Annotated in this window: 11 protein-coding genes and 1 other RNA gene; 4 read left to right on the top strand and 8 right to left on the bottom strand. The window is 33.7% G+C overall.

Going from position 1 to position 16340, the window contains the following annotated elements; genetic code table 11:
- Nucleotides 1–88 precede the first annotated feature (88 nt).
- Both ssrA and AC6CH4_RS11110 read right to left on the bottom strand, forming a co-directional pair.
- Nucleotides 89–484, bottom strand: a transfer-messenger RNA (tmRNA) gene (gene ssrA, locus AC6CH4_RS11115).
- Between the two features lie 66 nt (nucleotides 485–550).
- The gene (locus AC6CH4_RS11110) at nucleotides 551–1753 is read right to left on the bottom strand and encodes a serine hydrolase domain-containing protein (protein ID WP_498102975.1); all 1203 of its coding nucleotides are present in this window, start codon (nucleotides 1751–1753) and stop codon (nucleotides 551–553) included.
- Nucleotides 1754–1993: 240 nt separating this feature from the next.
- On the opposite strand from AC6CH4_RS11110, the gene AC6CH4_RS11105 reads away from it, so the two are divergent.
- Nucleotides 1994–3196 carry an NAD(P)-dependent oxidoreductase gene (locus AC6CH4_RS11105; protein WP_498102921.1) on the top strand — a complete coding sequence of 401 codons (1203 nt, stop codon included), beginning with the start codon at nucleotides 1994–1996 and terminating at the stop codon, nucleotides 3194–3196.
- A gap of 128 nt (nucleotides 3197–3324) precedes the next feature.
- On the opposite strand, the gene fumC is transcribed toward AC6CH4_RS11105, so the two are convergent.
- The 3 genes from fumC to AC6CH4_RS11090 form a co-directional block, all read right to left on the bottom strand.
- Nucleotides 3325–4710: a class II fumarate hydratase gene (gene fumC, locus AC6CH4_RS11100; protein WP_498102919.1), complete on the bottom strand. Its 1386-nt coding sequence runs from the start codon at nucleotides 4708–4710 to the stop codon at nucleotides 3325–3327.
- 661 nt (nucleotides 4711–5371) lie between these two features.
- A complete protein-coding gene (locus AC6CH4_RS11095) occupies nucleotides 5372–7813 on the bottom strand; it encodes a TonB-dependent receptor domain-containing protein (protein WP_498102917.1) in 2442 nt (813 codons plus the stop codon).
- 95 nt (nucleotides 7814–7908) lie between these two features.
- Nucleotides 7909–8253: an arsenate reductase family protein gene (locus tag AC6CH4_RS11090; RefSeq protein ID WP_498102915.1), complete on the bottom strand. Its 345-nt coding sequence runs from the start codon at nucleotides 8251–8253 to the stop codon at nucleotides 7909–7911.
- 111 nt (nucleotides 8254–8364) lie between these two features.
- Between AC6CH4_RS11090 and AC6CH4_RS11085 the strand changes: the two genes are divergently transcribed.
- Entirely contained in the window at nucleotides 8365–9297 is a 933-nt protein-coding gene (locus AC6CH4_RS11085; RefSeq protein ID WP_498102913.1) for a CPBP family intramembrane glutamic endopeptidase, read from the top strand.
- 6 nt (nucleotides 9298–9303) lie between these two features.
- Nucleotides 9304–10347: an AMP-binding protein gene (locus tag AC6CH4_RS11080; protein WP_498102911.1), complete on the top strand. Its 1044-nt coding sequence runs from the start codon at nucleotides 9304–9306 to the stop codon at nucleotides 10345–10347.
- 87 nt (nucleotides 10348–10434) lie between these two features.
- On the opposite strand, the gene AC6CH4_RS11075 is transcribed toward AC6CH4_RS11080, so the two are convergent.
- From AC6CH4_RS11075 to AC6CH4_RS11065, 3 genes are all read right to left on the bottom strand, one after another.
- The gene (locus AC6CH4_RS11075; RefSeq protein ID WP_498102909.1) at nucleotides 10435–11649 is read right to left on the bottom strand and encodes an RsmB/NOP family class I SAM-dependent RNA methyltransferase; all 1215 of its coding nucleotides are present in this window, start codon (nucleotides 11647–11649) and stop codon (nucleotides 10435–10437) included.
- A 145-nt stretch (nucleotides 11650–11794) separates the two neighbouring features.
- On the bottom strand, nucleotides 11795–13768 hold the full coding sequence (locus AC6CH4_RS11070; protein WP_498102907.1) for a KUP/HAK/KT family potassium transporter: 1974 nt from the start codon (nucleotides 13766–13768) through the stop codon (nucleotides 11795–11797).
- 130 nt (nucleotides 13769–13898) lie between these two features.
- Nucleotides 13899–15122 (bottom strand): hypothetical protein, encoded by a 1224-nt coding sequence (locus AC6CH4_RS11065; RefSeq protein WP_498102905.1) that lies wholly within the window; start codon nucleotides 15120–15122, stop codon nucleotides 13899–13901.
- A 121-nt stretch (nucleotides 15123–15243) separates the two neighbouring features.
- Here AC6CH4_RS11065 and AC6CH4_RS11060 point away from each other — a divergent pair, with 121 nt between their 5' ends.
- Nucleotides 15244–16305: a WD40/YVTN/BNR-like repeat-containing protein gene (locus tag AC6CH4_RS11060; protein WP_498102903.1), complete on the top strand. Its 1062-nt coding sequence runs from the start codon at nucleotides 15244–15246 to the stop codon at nucleotides 16303–16305.
- Nucleotides 16306–16340 lie beyond the last annotated feature (35 nt).

Below are 16340 nucleotides of genomic sequence, written 5' to 3'. Positions count from 1 at the left end.
TAATAGATATTTATTAACAATTAAAAACATCAACTAAATTGTCAACTAAAAAATAAAAAGCCTGTAAACAACAAGTTTACAGGCTTTTTTGTGGAGTCGCCGGGAATCGAACCCGGGTCCAAACAAGCAACTAAAGAGCTTTCTACGCGTTTATTTCCTGATTGGATTTTCGATGTTAAGCTAGGTCAGGAACAACCACTCAACACTTATCTTCTTAATTTCGAAATCCACCCGAAGCTCATGGAAATCTAGGTTTATTTTTACGGTTCCCCTATACTGAACGCCACAAACCAAGGCTTTCAAGGAGAATCCAGCTTCCCTATCTGATAGGGACGTGGCTAATCTTACTATAATTCAGATTATGCAGCTAAAGCGTAGTTATTTTCGCCGTGTAAAATTGTAAGATCTTATATTTACGAGCAAGGTCTCAATGCTCGACGTGCTTACTTTCCAATTCGACTTGCTGTCAAAACCAGTCGACCCCAAAATTGAGTTTGCAAATTTATACTATTTGTTGTTAGATAAATAATAAATTTGACTTAAAATTATATTATTCTTCGTCCTTGAAATTAAAAGGATAATCTCCAAAAATGGGTGCCAGTTTGCGAACCGCATAAGTGTTTCGGGTCATTTTATTGGATAAGGCAAGAATGGTAACATTTTCTTTCTTTAAAGTAATGTAAGATGAGGTATTACCATGCCACCAGCCGTTATGGAAATAGAAATTTTGTCCGGTTTCCCAATTGATCATTCGAATTCCTAAACCATAATTTTTTGTTCCCTTTCTTTCATTACTGTAACCTGTGAAGACTTCTTTTAATAAAGCAGGTTTCAAAAAGTCAGGTGAATTTCTTGCTCTGTCAAATTTTAAAAGATCTCTAACAGTCGAAAAGATATTTTTATCTCCGTAAACATTATCGAGATAATCAAAACCAATTTCTGCGCCATTCCCTTTGTATGACGGGACAATCTTTTTTCTGTCCTTGTCATCGTCAAAAACATAAGTATGTCTCATGCCTAAAGGCTTAAAAATAATTTGAGACATTGCTTCCTTATAAGTCAATCCGGTAACTTTTTCGATGATAAGCGCCAGCATTGCATAATTGGTATTGCAATAACCAAAACGTGTTCCGGTTTTTGATTCCAATCCAACATCTTTCGTTGCCAAAATGTCTAAAATAGCTGCATTGGTAAGCTGATTATGTCTATCCCATACAGATTTGTCATGATCTGTAAAATAAGCATAGTTACGCATACCGCTACGATGACTTAAGAGCATACGAATGGTACAATCTTCGTATGGAAATGTTTTTAAGATTGTATTTACTTTTTGATCAAGATCAATTTTACCTGCATTGGCTAATTTTAGAACGGCTGTAGCAGTTAAAACTTTGCTGACAGACGCAATTTGTACCGGAGTATCAGCTGTTATTTTTGTGCCTTCGTTTTTATTGGCATATCCATTATATCTTTCAAAGATAATCTGACCATTTCTGGCAACCAGAAAGCTTCCGTTCATGCTATTGTTTGGCCAGTTTTTAACGTAAAAATGATTTATTCTTCCTTTTACTGAATTGATATAAGCCTGGCTAAGTCTCTTCTCTGGACCTAATGGCTTCATCTTTGGCATTGTATCTTCAACTGTTGGAGTGGTGTCAACAATTGTTTTTTTATCTTTTCCGCATGAGCTTAAAACTAAGATTAGAAAAAGTATTTGTGGTATATTTGTTTTTTTTAGGAGACTCATTTTCATCATTCTTTAAAAACAAATATATAGAATTCAATATTTATGTTTTTGTTTTTTGACTCCTTAAAAAAACTTATTTTAACATTGTTTTAACTTCTTTTTTTGTTAGTCAATTGTGCATCAGCTAGTAGCGTTATAAAAATGTTTGAAATAAGAAAATAACAACAAAATTTTAACTAATTTTGTTATATTTGAAACAAATTGAATTAAAAAAGTTATATTAATATCTATCTTAATCTCGCATAAATGAAATTTGGAATTATAAAAGAAAGAAAATCCCCACCAGACAGACGTGTAGTATTCTCACCAAGTGAACTTGCTAAATTAAAACAGCTTTATCATGAAGCCACTGTTGAAGTTGAAAGTTCTGATATTCGGATTTTTTCAGATGTGCAATATAAGAGTATGGGTATAAACGTTACAGAAGATGTTTCGGATTGCGACGTTTTATTTGGTGTAAAAGAAGTTCCTGTTGAAAATTTGATTCCAGACAAGGCCTATTTCTTTTTTTCGCATACTATAAAAAAACAGCCTTACAATAGAAAACTATTAAAGGCAATTTTAGAAAAAAATATCGATTTATACGATCATGAAACTATTGTTGATGCCGAAAACCGTCGTTTAATTGGCTTCGGAAAATATGCTGGAATGGTTGGTGTTTATAATGGAATTCGTGCCTTCGGAATAAAATTCGAATTGTTTAAATTACCAAAAGCTGAAACGTTAGCAGGGAAAGAAGCCTTAATCGCGCACTTAAAACGAATTACTTTACCACCATTGAAATTTGTTGTTACAGGAACCGGAAAAGTAGGTAGTGGTGCAAAAGAAATTTTAGACGCCATTAAAGTAAAAGAAGTTACAGTCGATAATTATTTGACTAAAAATTATACGCAGTCGGTTTATGTGCAACTGGATGTTTTGGAATATAATAAACGAATTGACGGACAGGTTTTAGATTTTAATGATTTTACCTCGCATCCTGAAGCTTATGTTTCTGATTTTGAAAAATTCACTAAAGTTTCTGATATTTATTATGCAGGTCACTTTTATGACAATGCAGCGCCAATGATTTTAACACAGGAAATGTTGAATGCAAGTGACTGCAAATTAAGAGTCGTTGCTGATATTTCGTGTGATGTTAACGGTCCAATTGCCTGCACATTACGTTCTTCGACAATTGAAGAACCTATTTACGGTTATTTCCCGTTAGAAAATAAAGAAGTCGACGTTTTTCATCCGGCAGCGATTGTAGTAATGGCAGTTGATAATTTACCATGCGAAATCCCGAAAGATGCAAGTGAGGGTTTTGGAGAACAATTTATGGAACATGTGATTCCGGCATTTTTTAATGGAGATAAAGACGGAATCCTGCAAAGAGCCAAAATTACAGAAAAGGGAAAATTAACTCCGAGATTTGCTTATTTACAAGATTATGTAGACGGGAAATAATTATGAATTATGAGTTTTGACATTAATAATCTATAGTTTTATAAATAATAAAAAATGGTAGAAGATTTTATAATCTTCTACCATTTTGCTTTTAACTCATAACTTATAATTCATAACTCATAACTTTTTCAGACCATTTCCTCCGGCTTCACCCAGTCATCAAAATCTTCTGGAGTTACATACCCCAAACGAACAGCTTCGTCTTTTAAGGTTGTTCCGTTTTTATGTGCAGTTTGGGCGATTTCTGCAGCTTTATAATATCCAATTTTTGTATTTAAAGCGGTAACTAACATCAGAGAATTATCTACTAATTCTTTAATTCGTTTATAATTTGGTTCAATTCCCTGAGCGCAATGTTCGTCGAATGAAACACAGGCATCACCTAATAATCTTGCTGATTGAAGGAAATTTGCCGCCATAACTGGTTTAAAAACATTTAATTCATAATGTCCCTGCATTCCGCCAATGGCAATTGCCATATCATTTCCGATAACCTGAGCGCAAACCATTGTTAAGGCTTCACATTGTGTTGGATTTACTTTTCCTGGCATGATAGAAGATCCCGGCTCATTTTCGGGAATATGAATTTCACCAATTCCGGATCGCGGGCCTGAAGCCAGCATTCTAATGTCATTTGCAATTTTGTTTAAAGACACTGCTAATTGTTTGAGAGCACCGTGTGTTTCAACTATAGCATCATGTGCTGCCAAAGCTTCAAATTTATTTTCTGCCGTTATAAAAGGATGATTGGTGAATTCGGCAATATATTCGGCAACTTTTACATCGTAACCTTTTGGGGTATTTAACCCCGTTCCAACAGCGGTTCCGCCCAAGGCGATTTCTGATAAATGGGACAAAGTATTTTTTAATGCTTTTAAACCAAAAGACAATTGAGCGGCGTAACCTGAAATTTCCTGACCAAGAGTCAATGGTGTGGCATCCATAAGATGCGTACGGCCAATTTTCACAACATCTTTGAATTCTTTCGCTTTCGCGGATAGAGTAGCTTGCAATTTTTCGACCCCGGGAATTGTGGTTTCAACGATCATTTTGTATGCCGCAATATGCATTCCGGTTGGGAAAGTATCGTTTGATGATTGTGATTTATTGACATCATCATTGGCTTTTATAAATTGTTCGCCTTCGCCAATTTCAAAACCCTTAAGGACCTGAGCGCGATTTGCAATTACTTCATTTACGTTCATGTTACTTTGCGTGCCTGAACCGGTCTGCCAGATAACAAGTGGAAATTGATCGTCTAATTTTCCTTCTAAAATTTCATCGCAGACTGCTGCAATAGCATCTCTTTTTTCTATAGGTAAAACGCCGAGATCATAATTGGCATAAGCAGCTGCTTTTTTTAAGTAAGCAAAACCTTCGATGATTTCTGGTGGCATGGAACCAGACGGTCCAATTTTGAAATTATTTCGGGAACGTTCGGTTTGTGCGCCCCAATATTTATCAGCCGGGACTTGTACTTCGCCCATGGTATCTTTTTCTATTCTGTATTTCATTATATGTATATATTTGTTGTTTATTGTTATTTTGACTAAAAGTGAAATTCTTTTGAAAACGAGTGCTCTAGCCCTGATGGGAGGGAAAATCCTTTTGTGCCGGGGTTCGGCGCAAAAGATTGGAAGGACAGCAGGAAACAGCTCCTAAAAATACTCATCTTCTTCTATTTGAGATTGTTCAATAAAAATCAGGTTTCCCATGTCAAAAATCTCTTATTTAAAATGAGTTTAAATATACGGATAATTGTGTTTTTATAAAAATTGATTTGGATTTTATTGCTAAGGAAAAATATAAAACTTACATTTGTCCTTACATTCAAAAATTCCGGAAAACATGTTTGAATTTTCACAGTACTTAGGCTTTTTACTTTTCTTGACCATACTAACTATAGGGTTTTGGTTGATGTTTTTCTTAGTTGGTTTCGTATCTTATTGGGTTACGGGAGCAAGCTGGGAAATGTTCAAAGAGAAAAGAGCAAAAAAGAGACAAGAAGAACAATCAATTTAATTTTAAATTGACTTCATAAAGAAAGGACCCGTTTTTACGAGTCCTTTTTTTTTGTAAAAAAAATCCAATAAAAAAATTCCAAATTTCAATAGTAAGACTTATAAAAGTTTTTAAAATTGGAATTTGGAATTTATTTTTGGAATTTAACCTATATTATCCAGGGAATTCTCCGCCACCGTCTTCATTTTTAGGCTGAGCATTCTTATCTCTTTCACTTTTAGGTTTATTGAAACGATACGTAAACGATAAATTGAATTGACGTTTACGGAATTGCATTTCGCTATAGGATGTTTGATAGTCAAGATAAGTGTATGATCTCATTATTCTTGAGTTGAAAACATCACTGATGTTAAAAGCAATTGTTCCTTTGTCTTTTAAAACATCTTTACTTAAAGCAGTATTCATGCCAAACATGCCCAGGTTTTTACCTTGTGCTGTTTTTTGCTCGCCGTTATACATTCCGGTTAATTGCCAGTCGATTTTGTATGGTAATGTAATTTTAGAACTAATTCTTGCAAACCATGAATTGGCTTGGTTATCAAGATTTTGTACTATAAGATCACCATTTGTATCGGTATAACTGTTTTCTCCGGTTGTTTTTACATTATATAGATTGAAGTTACTGTTTAATCTCCACCATTTGAAAGGAGTATAATTCAAAGTAAATTCGAAACCAAATTTTTGTTCTTTTCCTAAGTTAATTGGTCGGCTTAAGATAACCGGAATTCCATTTACATCGTCACCTGTAGGAGATCTAACAAAGCTGAAAACATCTTTAGTATCTTCAAAATATGCCGATGTATTGAAAGTTACTTTATCCCAACGTTTAATATACCCGATATCATATTTGTCAGTTAATGAAGGATCTAAATCCGGATTTCCCTGAAAGATATTAATGTTACTTGAGTAATTTACTGCTGGGTTCATGAAACGTCCTCTTGGTCTTGATAAACGTTTGCTATAACTGGCAGTGAAATTACTTTGATCTGAGATTTCATAGCTAACAAAAGCACTTGGAAATAGGTTGTTGTATTTTTTTGTATTGAAATCGTTAGTATCTAACAAGTTAACCTGAATATTGGTGTCCTCCCAACGTAAACCAAATAAATAAGAGAATTTGTTTACTTTAAATCCATATGAAGTATAAAGTGCATTAATGTTTTCTTTGTATTCCAGGTTGTTTGATAAATTTGGAATTGTTGCGCCATTTTCATCAAGAACGTAATATTCATTATTTAAATCTCCAAAACTTCCTTTATATCCAGCTTCAAATTGACTTCCTTTACCTAAAGGCAAAACATAATCAGCTTGTAACTGAACTTGTTTCTGAACCTGATCGTTTAATGTATTATTAAAGTTGTCAGATCCAGTGATAAGGCTGTTACTGTCATCTGTGTTTCTTGAAATAGAGAAATCAGCAGTCAGTTTGTGTCCTTTATTATTAAAGTTTTTAATTAAATTTGAAGTAAACTCTACATTTTCGCTTCTTGTATCACCATTATTTAAACGATAAGTTGTACCTGTGAAATTACGATCAGCATCAAAATTCTGATAATTAATGATATCTGTATCTTCACCTGAATTTTTTTGATAGTTGATGGCATTTGTCCAAAAAGTAGTTTTATTGATTGCCCATTCTATACCGGCTCTGCCATTAAATCCATCCCTGGTTCTTTTTGTATCACGATCTTCATCTAAATAGTTTTTGATCGTACCGTCTGGATTTAAATAAGTAGAATTTGTTTTTCCACCACCTTCATTTGTTCTGTAGTTGTAACCTGCAGTCGTAAAATAATTTAATTTCTCGGTTTTATAGTTCAAATTCGCACTTAAACCATAAGTTTCAGGAATTCCTGTCGAGGCAATAAAAGTTCCGTTGAAACCTTGATTTTTACCTTTTTTAAGAATAATATTGATTAATCCTGAACCACCTTCAGCATCGTATCTTGCTGATGGATTGGTAATAACTTCAACTTTATCAATGGCATCTGCCGGAAGCTGACGTAAAGCCTCAGCAACATTTATGGCGTTTGAAGGTCTTCCGTCAATTAAAATTCTGATATTATCACTTCCTCTTAAACTTACATTTCCTTCAGTATCAACAGAAACAGAAGGAACGTTGTCTAAAACGTCACTAACAGTTCCACCTTTTACCATCATATCCTGACCAACATTGTATACTTTTTTATCCAGTTTTATTTCCACTGTAGATTTTTCGGCACGAACCACAACTTCATTCAATTGTGCTGCATCTTCTGATAAATTTACAACTCCTAAACTAGTGTCTCCGGAAATGGTTTTTCCTTTGATTTCAGTTGCTTTAAATGAAATAAATTCAACTTTAATATCATAAGTTCCTGGAGCAACAGCTACTTCAAATTCACCTTTTGGGTTGGTGATTCCGCCTGCAATAACTTTGGTGTCATTAGGAGCCATGATCGAAATTGTAGCATACTCAAGTGGTTGTTTGCTAACTTTTTCAAATACTTTTCCGGTAACTTTTACCTTGTTTTTGCCAGGAGGCGCCTGCTGTGCATAGTTGTAAAAACTTGTAAAAAAAAGAACAAGTAATACAGCAAATTTGATTTTTTTCATTTGTTATTTTTGGTTTCATTTACTCTTAGACGGCAAATGTAGCTTTTGGTTTAAAGAGTAAAATCACAAAAAAATGTTAATTCGACACTTTGTATTCAATCTAAAAAGGAAGCAACGGCGTCTAAATCTCTGCCAATAATAGCCTTTCCATCTTTTATGACAATCGGGCGTTCAATCAAAATTGGATTGTCAACCATTGCCTGAATGATCTCATCATTGGTCATTGTTTTTCCTTTATAGTTTTCAAGCCAGATTTTCTCTTTAATTCTAATCAATTGAATTGGTTCCAGGTTTAATTTTTCAAGTAAAACTTTTAAGTCTTCAAATGTTGGAGTGTCTGTTAAATAGGGAATAATTTCATATTCCTGATTGGCCTGATCTAAAAAAGCGAGGCAAGTTCTTGATTTTCCACAACGTGGATTGTGATAAATTTGTATCATTTTGTTATATTTAGGATGTTGTAAGATAGTTAATGCAAAATTGGGTATTTTAGCGACACCAAAAATAAGGTTTACTTATTAAATCGAATTCTCATTTTTAAAATTTAAAGTATGTTTTTAGAACAAGGAATTAAACCTCAGAATAAATTCTGGCTATATCTTATTGGGTCAGTTTTAATTATTATCGCATCATTTATCGGGCAAATTCCTTTTTCTGTTGCTGTTTTGTATTCTAGTTTTAAAAACAAAAAAGGTCTTCCAACAGACAATGCAGAGGTTATGAGAATTTTTGATCAAAACCTGACATTATTTCTGGTTATGATTTCTTTTGTCTTTGCTTTTGCCGGAGTATACTATGTTGTAAAATATTTGCATAATCAAACACTTTTATCAGTAACAACATCAAGAGGAAAAGTTGATTGGAGCCGTATTTTATTTTCATTTGTAGCATGGTCTATTTTTTCAGTGTTAAGTTTTTGGGCTGTTTATCTGAGGTCTCCGGAAAATTTCGTGTGGAATTTTAAATTAATTCCCTTTCTAATTTTAGTGTTAGTTGGAGTAATAATGATTCCCATTCAAACTAGTACTGAAGAATATGTTTTTAGAGGATATTTGATGCAGGGATTTGCCAATTTAGCAAAAAACAAATGGTTTCCGCTTCTCATGACTTCTCTAATTTTTGGATCGATGCATGTTTTTAATCCTGAAGTGGCAAAGATGGGCTACGTCATTATGATTTATTATATAGGAACCGGCTTGTTTTTGGGGGTTATCACGCTAATGGATGAAGGGATAGAACTAGCCTTAGGATTTCATGCCGCCAACAATTTAGTTGGTGCAATATTGGTAACTTCAGATTGGTCCGTTTTTCAGACTTATTCTATTTTTAAAGATATGTCAGAGCCTTCCGCCGGGCTGGATGTTATCCTTCCTATTTTTGTGGTGTATCCGATTTTACTCTTCATTTTTAGTAAAAAATACAATTGGAGCAATTGGAAAGAGAAATTAACAGGGAAAATAGTTACCTTAGAGTCACCAAATTAAATATTTATGTTAGAATTAACACACAAAAACGTCCACAACCATTTTAGAATAAATGGATTCCATTTAAACGCAATTGATCTGTGTCGTGTGGCTTATGATTATATAAAAGAAGGAGATGCTAATGAACAGGCGATAGGTGAATTTTTGTTGGATTGGTTTGATAATAAAGAGTATATCGAAATGAGAACTTCAGGAACAACAGGACTTCCTAAAGTGGTGAAATTAGAAAAACAAGCCATGATTCAATCGGCATTAGCTACAGGAGATTTCTTTGGGTTAGAGCCTCACAATAAAGCTTTACTTTGTTTACCTGTAAAATTTATAGCAGGTAAAATGATGTTGGTTCGAAGCTTAATTTTAGGATTAGATTTAGATATTGTAACGCCAAGTACAGATCCGCTTGCCTTAAATGAAACTCAATATGATTTTGTTGCTATGGTACCGCTACAGGTTCAAAATTCGATTGAAGCTTTAGGAAATGTAAAAAAGTTAATTATTGGCGGAGCAAAAATGGATACAACGCTTGAAGCGAAACTTTTGCCTTTGAAAACGGAGATCTACGAAACCTATGGCATGACGGAAACCATTACCCATATTGCAGCAAAGAAACTGGGCGAAAATGTCTTTACCGTTTTACCAAATGTAAAAATCACTCAGGATGATCGGGGGTGTCTGGTTATTACAGTTCCGGCTATTTCTGAAGAACCAATTGTTACAAACGATTTAGTTGAGGTAATAAGAGAAAATCAGTTTATTTTTTTAGGAAGAATTGACAATGTGATTAATAGTGGAGGAGTAAAGCTGATTCCCGAGCAGATAGAAGCAAAGCTGATTGAAAAATTAGATTCCAGATTTTTTGTAACAGGATTACCAGATCCTGTTTTAGGAGAAAAGCTGGTCTTGGTTATTGAAGGGGAGAAACAAGATTTCGCTTCTGATTTTTTTGATGTCTTAGATAAATTCGAAAAACCAAAAGAAATAGTTTTTGTGCTAAAATTCAAGGAAAATGAAAACGGTAAGTTGTTAAGAAAGCCAAGTCTGCAATCTTAAAAAATAATATAAATTACAATTAAAAAATCCCAAATTCCAATTTTTATAAGTTGGGATTTGGGATTTTTTAAATTTTGGAATTTATTTTTAAGCTTTACGTTCTAACAATGCCATATAAAATCCGTCAAAACCAGACTCAGAAGCCAAAATTTTACGATCTTTTATGAATGTAAATTGTTTTCCGATTTCAGTTTTTAAGAATTTCTCCACTTGTTGCTGATTCTCTGATGGTAATACAGAACAAGTTGCGTAAACTAACTTCCCGCCTGGTTTTACTATTTTAGAATAACTCTCTAAAACCTCAGACTGCACTTTACGGATATTATCGATAAACTCAGGTTGTAATTTCCATTTCGCATCAGGGTTTCTTTTCAAAACTCCTAAACCGCTACATGGTGCATCAATTAAAACTCTGTCTGCTTTTTCGTGTAATTTTTTGATCACTTTTGTAGTGTCAATAATACGATATTCGATATTAAAAGCTCCATTTCTTTTAGCTCTTAATTTCAATTGTTTCAATTTGCTTTCGTACAAGTCCATTGCAATCAATTGCCCTTTGTTTTCCATTAAAGAGGCGATATGTAATGTTTTTCCTCCGGCTCCGGCACAAGTATCCACCACACGCATTCCTGGTTTTACATCAAGAAAACCAGCGACCAATTGTGAATTAGCGTCCTGAACTTCAAAAAGTCCTTGTTTAAAAGCATCCGTTAAAAATACGTTTGCTCTTTCTTTTAGAACCAAAGCTTCCGGCTGATCTTTTAAATATTCTGTTTCAATATTTAAATCCATCAAAGTGTTTCTTAAACTTTCTTTAGTTCCTTTAAGTGTGTTGGTTCTTAAAATAACTTTTGCAGGTTGATTTTGAGCTGCAATTTCGGTAGACCAAACTTTTTCTCCCAATTCTTTTACGCCTAATTCATCCATCCAGTCCGGAATAGATTCTTTTAAAGCTCTAATTTTTGAAAGTTCGTCAAAACGACCTTTTATTTTTCTTTCAGGAGTTCCTTCCAATTGTCTCCAATCCGGAATAGGATATCCTCTTAAAACTGCCCAAACAGCAAACATTCTCCATAAATTGTCTCTGTCAAAAGGTTCTTTAACTTCGGCAATTTCAGCGTATAATCTTTTCCAACGAACAATTTCGTATATTGTTTCAGCAACAAACTTCCTGTCAGAACTTCCCCAACGTTTGTCTTTTTTTAATGCTCTTGCTACCACTTTGTCTGCATATTCTCCTTCATTGAAGATCGCATTTAAAGAATCGATGGTAGTATAAACTAAATTTCTGTGTAATCTCATTTTAATTATTTGAGTTGCAAAGGTACTATTAATTGATTGAAAGTTAAATTTTTAATTTTGATTGTTATTTTTCGACTTTCACTAAAGAAAAAAAACACTCTGATAAAGTTTAAAAGAGTGTTTTTCTAAGTTATTTTATAATGATTTATTTTATAATTCGGGTCAATCCGATGTTTTCCGGAGCGTGAAGCACCATTGGGAATTTCTCAATTTTGACAGAACTACTATCTAAACCAAAAGCTCTTTCTTCAGATAAACTTAATTTTTTGATGAAGAAATAAGAGTTCATGATAATGTTTTCATGCCATCTTAAATCATTGTCATTTGATAAAAACTTCTCAGACAATACAAATTTAAAGTCACCAATAATATTGTTTTTGTTCAATGATTCGTAACGGCTGGTAATATCCACTTCGCCACGTTTTACCATATCGCGAATTACTTCTCTGAACATTAAATTGATTTTGGTAGGTTCTCTAAATCCTAAATTAAAATCGATTCTGTAAATATCGTCTTTTGCGATTTCGGTAACTTTATATTGTGTTTTATAAGGTTCTGTCAAAATGTTTACGTGAACAAACCAGTAAATATCAGCTCTTTTTGGACGTTTTTGTAGAATCGAATAAATTACTTTTTCCTCCAATTCATCAACACGATTTGCATTTGTCATGTATACTAAATGCGTTGCGTATTTAGGGATTGAAAGATCTTCGCTCAACTCCATTAAAACTTTCTTATAATCATCGATCTTGATGATTTTAGTGTAACTTTTATTAATTTTCTTAGCCAAATACCAAATCGTCATGATCGAAATCAGCATGATCGCAATGATTAAAGTAACATAACCACCTTCGGCAAATTTGGTAATATTGGCAAAAAGGAAACTGAATTCAATTATTAAATAAATCGTGATCAGCGGAACCATAAAGTATAGTTTCACACGTTTCATGATTAAATAATAATTCAATAGAATAGTCGTCATGATCATACATAAAATAATGGCAAGACCATAAGCATGCTCCATATTTCCTGATTTTTGAAAGTGTAATACGATACCCACACAACCAAAAAACAACAACCAGTTAATTGATGGAATATACAATTGTCCTTTTACTTCAGTAGGATATTTAATTTTTACTTTCGGCCAGAAATTCAGACGCATAGCCTCATTTATCAAAGTAAAAGAACCACTAATAAGGGCCTGAGATGCAATTACAGCTGCTAAAGTTGCTACTACAATTCCGAAAGGCAAAAACCAATGCGGCATAATAAGATAAAACGGATTTCCATTTTCTCCACCTAATTGTTGTAATGTACTTCCTTCATGGTGAATTAAATATGCGGCCTGACCAAAGTAATTTAAAACCAAAGTTGTTTTTACGAAAATCCAGCTAATTCTAATGTTTTTTCTTCCACAGTGGCCCATGTCTGAATAAAGTGCTTCAGCTCCGGTAGTACATAAAAATACAAAACCTAAAACGAAGAAACCATCAGGATGTATAGATAATAGGTGATAAGCGTAATAAGGATTAACAGCTTTTATAACCTCTGGATGATTTAGTATTTGAATAGTTCCCAATGTTCCTAACATTGCAAACCAGATTAACATCATCGGGGCAAAAAACTTCCCAACCAGCTTTGTTCCAAATTGTTGAATGGTAAATAAGATAAATAAGATTCCGATAACAATATACACTATTGTTTCCGTTTCCATAGTAGGATAGAATGCCCTGATCCCTTCTACTGCAGAGGAAATCGAAATGGGAGGAGTTATAATTCCATCAGCAAGTAGCGCGCTCCCTCCAATAATGGCAGGCACAATGAGCCACTGGATTTTGGTTTTTTTAACTAAGGCATACAAAGCAAAAATACCTCCTTCACCATGATTATCAGCACTTAATGTAATAAGAACATATTTTATAGTAGTTTGTAAAGTCAGGGTCCAAAAGACACATGAGATTCCACCTAAAACAATATCCGCATTAATGGCATATTCACCAAGTATAGCTTTCATTACATACAATGGAGATGTACCAATATCTCCATAAATAATTCCTAATGTGATCAATAAACCCCCAATAGACAACTTACTGTGTAAGTTTTTATGCGCTGCGCTCATGTATATTTTTATAAAAGACGGTTGCAAATTTACTGTTTTAAAATAAATTAGCGTCAATTAATAGTAAAAATAAAAAAAAGCACAATTAAACAATTGTGCTTTTAGTTTTATTATAGAAAACTGTTTTTAATTACATTCTTCTACCACCGCCTCTTGAACCTCCGGAGTTGTTCTCTCTTTGTGGTTGACCTCCTCCTCTTGACTCCTGGCTTACTCTTGGCGCTTCAGATCTTTGAGGACTTTGAGTAGTTTGTGGTCTTGCAGTAGTGGCTCTATTTTCAGAGTAGCTTCTCGGAGCTTCTGCTCTTGGAGATGAAGCCGCTCTGTTAGTATTCATTCTGTTTTCTGAGTTTCCTCTTGAGTTATTGTTTTCAGAATAATCACGTCTTGGTTCAGCAGTCCTTGGAGTATTTTCAACTCTTGAAGGTGTGCTTACTCTGTTCTGATTGTCTCTGTTTGACGAAACAGGATTTGAGTTGTAATTTCTATCAGACGTTGTTCTGTTTTGATTATTATCTCTGCTTATATTTCTGGTATTGTTATCAGAAACTCTATTTGTATTAGATCTATTGCTGTTATTAACGTTTGAATTTCTGTTTGTTTCTCTGCTTGCAACACGTCTTTGATCTAATTCGTATCTATTGTTAACGTTTGAATGTCTTTGCGCAAAACTGTTATTTGGACGCATTTTTTCATATCCGTAAGTACGTCTTGATTCGTATAAAACAGGAGCTCTGTAGCTTCTTCTGGTATTTACATAATTGTAACGATTGTTTACATTGATACATACGTTGATGTTATTTCTGTATCTGTAAATAGGATAAGGTCTCCATGCATAATAATAGGTTGGATAATAACCCCAGTTCCAGGTAGAAATATAAGGTCTGTAGTTTGTTATCCAGAATGAGGTATAAATTACCGGAGCTACGCTGTAAACAGGCTCATAAATATAGTTTGCACCATATAAATAACTATTTCCAACAACCTGAACGCTTACCTGATTAGAATTATCGCGCTCTACATCGATCGTAGCAATATCCTGATAAACGTCACGATCAAGAACCGCCTGAATAATTACAACGTGAGTTCTGGCTTCTACAGATTCGATTACACGAAGATAATCAACCTGATCATCCCCATTTAAATCAAGATTTGATATTTGATATTTTGGATCATTTAAACGTCTTTCGAAATCCTGCAGATTAGCTGATTCTCCAAAAATGGAAGCAACAGCTCTTAAATCTAAATTATCGCTGATATCTGAATTTTTTGCATATACTGTGGTTTGGCTTTGTGCAGAACAAGAGCTAAAACCTATTGCTAAGAACACTAAAAAAAGTACTTTGGCTTTCATGGCAAATCATATTAAAGATTAATATTCTGAGATATCCAATTACTGTGCCAGAAAAAAAAACAAAACTTATTTCAGATGTTATAAATAATTGTATTTTAGCAATTACTAAATCTTAACCTATATGAAAAAAGTATTATTATTTTGTTGCGCTTTTATTTTATTTATGTCCTTTAAAACATTGAGTGATAGCAATAAAAGGATAGTTTATGGTGGTTTCACATCTATGCAAATAGATACATTATTTCAGGATAAGATTAGTATTAGAGCCATTGTTATTGATAAAAATAAGGTTTGGTATGGAGGAGATAATTCTCGCTTTGGGTATTATGATTTAGATAAAAAAGAAAAATTTGAAGAACATATTTATCGTGATACTTTAAAATTAGAGTTCAGAAGTATTGCTCAAACTTCAAAAGATATCTTCTTATTAAGTGTAGGAAATCCCGCATTACTTTATTCGGTTTCTAAAAAAGACCACAAAATGAAGTTGGTTTATAAAGAAGTTCATCCAAAAGTTTTTTACGACAGTATGCAGTTTTGGAACGATAAGGAAGGAATCGCCATTGGAGATCCAACTGAAGATACTTTTTCAGTGATCGTAACACGTGATGGAGGAGAGACCTGGACAAAATTATTATCAGATAAATTACCAACGAATTCTCAGGGTGAAGCAGCTTTTGCAGCCAGTAATACAAATATTGTAATAAATGGAGATGAAACCTGGTTGGTTTCAGGAGGGAAAAAAGCCCGTGTTTTTTATTCTCCGGATAAAGCTAAAACATGGAAAGTAATTGATACTCCTATTGTTCAGGGAAAACCAATGACAGGTATTTTTACAGCTGATTTTTACGATTCTAAGCACGGATTTATTGCTGGCGGTGATTATGAGCTTCCAAACAAAAAATCAGGAAATAAAGCCTTTACTACAGATGGAGGGAAAAGTTGGTTGTTAATAGGTCAGGATATGGGATTCGGTTACGCATCATGTGTGCAATACGTTCCGGGAGGAAATGGTAAAGAAATTATTTGTGTAGGCTCTGAAGGAATACAATATTCTCAAAACGGTGGTGAAAACTGGACACAATTATCTACTGATTCAAAGTTGTTTACAATTCGTTTTATCAATAGAAATACTGCAATTGCTGCAGGTCATAATAAAGTTGTCAGACTTCGCTTTAAATAGTTTAAAATAAAATAGTTTAAAAATAATAAGCCCCC

The sequence above is a fragment of the Flavobacterium sp. GQ95 genome (genome assembly GCF_059758655.1).
Note: the sequence above shows the minus strand (reverse complement) of the source record. Positions and strands in the feature narration are given on the sequence as shown.

Coding starts and splice junctions, on each gene's coding strand:
- AC6CH4_RS11110 (WP_498102975.1), bottom strand. CDS start 1,753: ATGAAAATGAGTCTCCTAAAAAAAACAAATATACCACAAATACTTTTT.
- AC6CH4_RS11085 (WP_498102913.1), top strand. CDS start 8,365: ATGTTTTTAGAACAAGGAATTAAACCTCAGAATAAATTCTGGCTATAT.
- AC6CH4_RS11070 (WP_498102907.1), bottom strand. CDS start 13,768: ATGAGCGCAGCGCATAAAAACTTACACAGTAAGTTGTCTATTGGGGGT.
- AC6CH4_RS11095 (WP_498102917.1), bottom strand. CDS start 7,813: ATGAAAAAAATCAAATTTGCTGTATTACTTGTTCTTTTTTTTACAAGT.
- AC6CH4_RS11105 (WP_498102921.1), top strand. CDS start 1,994: ATGAAATTTGGAATTATAAAAGAAAGAAAATCCCCACCAGACAGACGT.
- AC6CH4_RS11060 (WP_498102903.1), top strand. CDS start 15,244: ATGAAAAAAGTATTATTATTTTGTTGCGCTTTTATTTTATTTATGTCC.
- AC6CH4_RS11090 (WP_498102915.1), bottom strand. CDS start 8,253: ATGATACAAATTTATCACAATCCACGTTGTGGAAAATCAAGAACTTGC.
- fumC (WP_498102919.1), bottom strand. CDS start 4,710: ATGAAATACAGAATAGAAAAAGATACCATGGGCGAAGTACAAGTCCCG.
- AC6CH4_RS11065 (WP_498102905.1), bottom strand. CDS start 15,122: ATGAAAGCCAAAGTACTTTTTTTAGTGTTCTTAGCAATAGGTTTTAGC.
- AC6CH4_RS11075 (WP_498102909.1), bottom strand. CDS start 11,649: ATGAGATTACACAGAAATTTAGTTTATACTACCATCGATTCTTTAAAT.
- AC6CH4_RS11080 (WP_498102911.1), top strand. CDS start 9,304: ATGTTAGAATTAACACACAAAAACGTCCACAACCATTTTAGAATAAAT.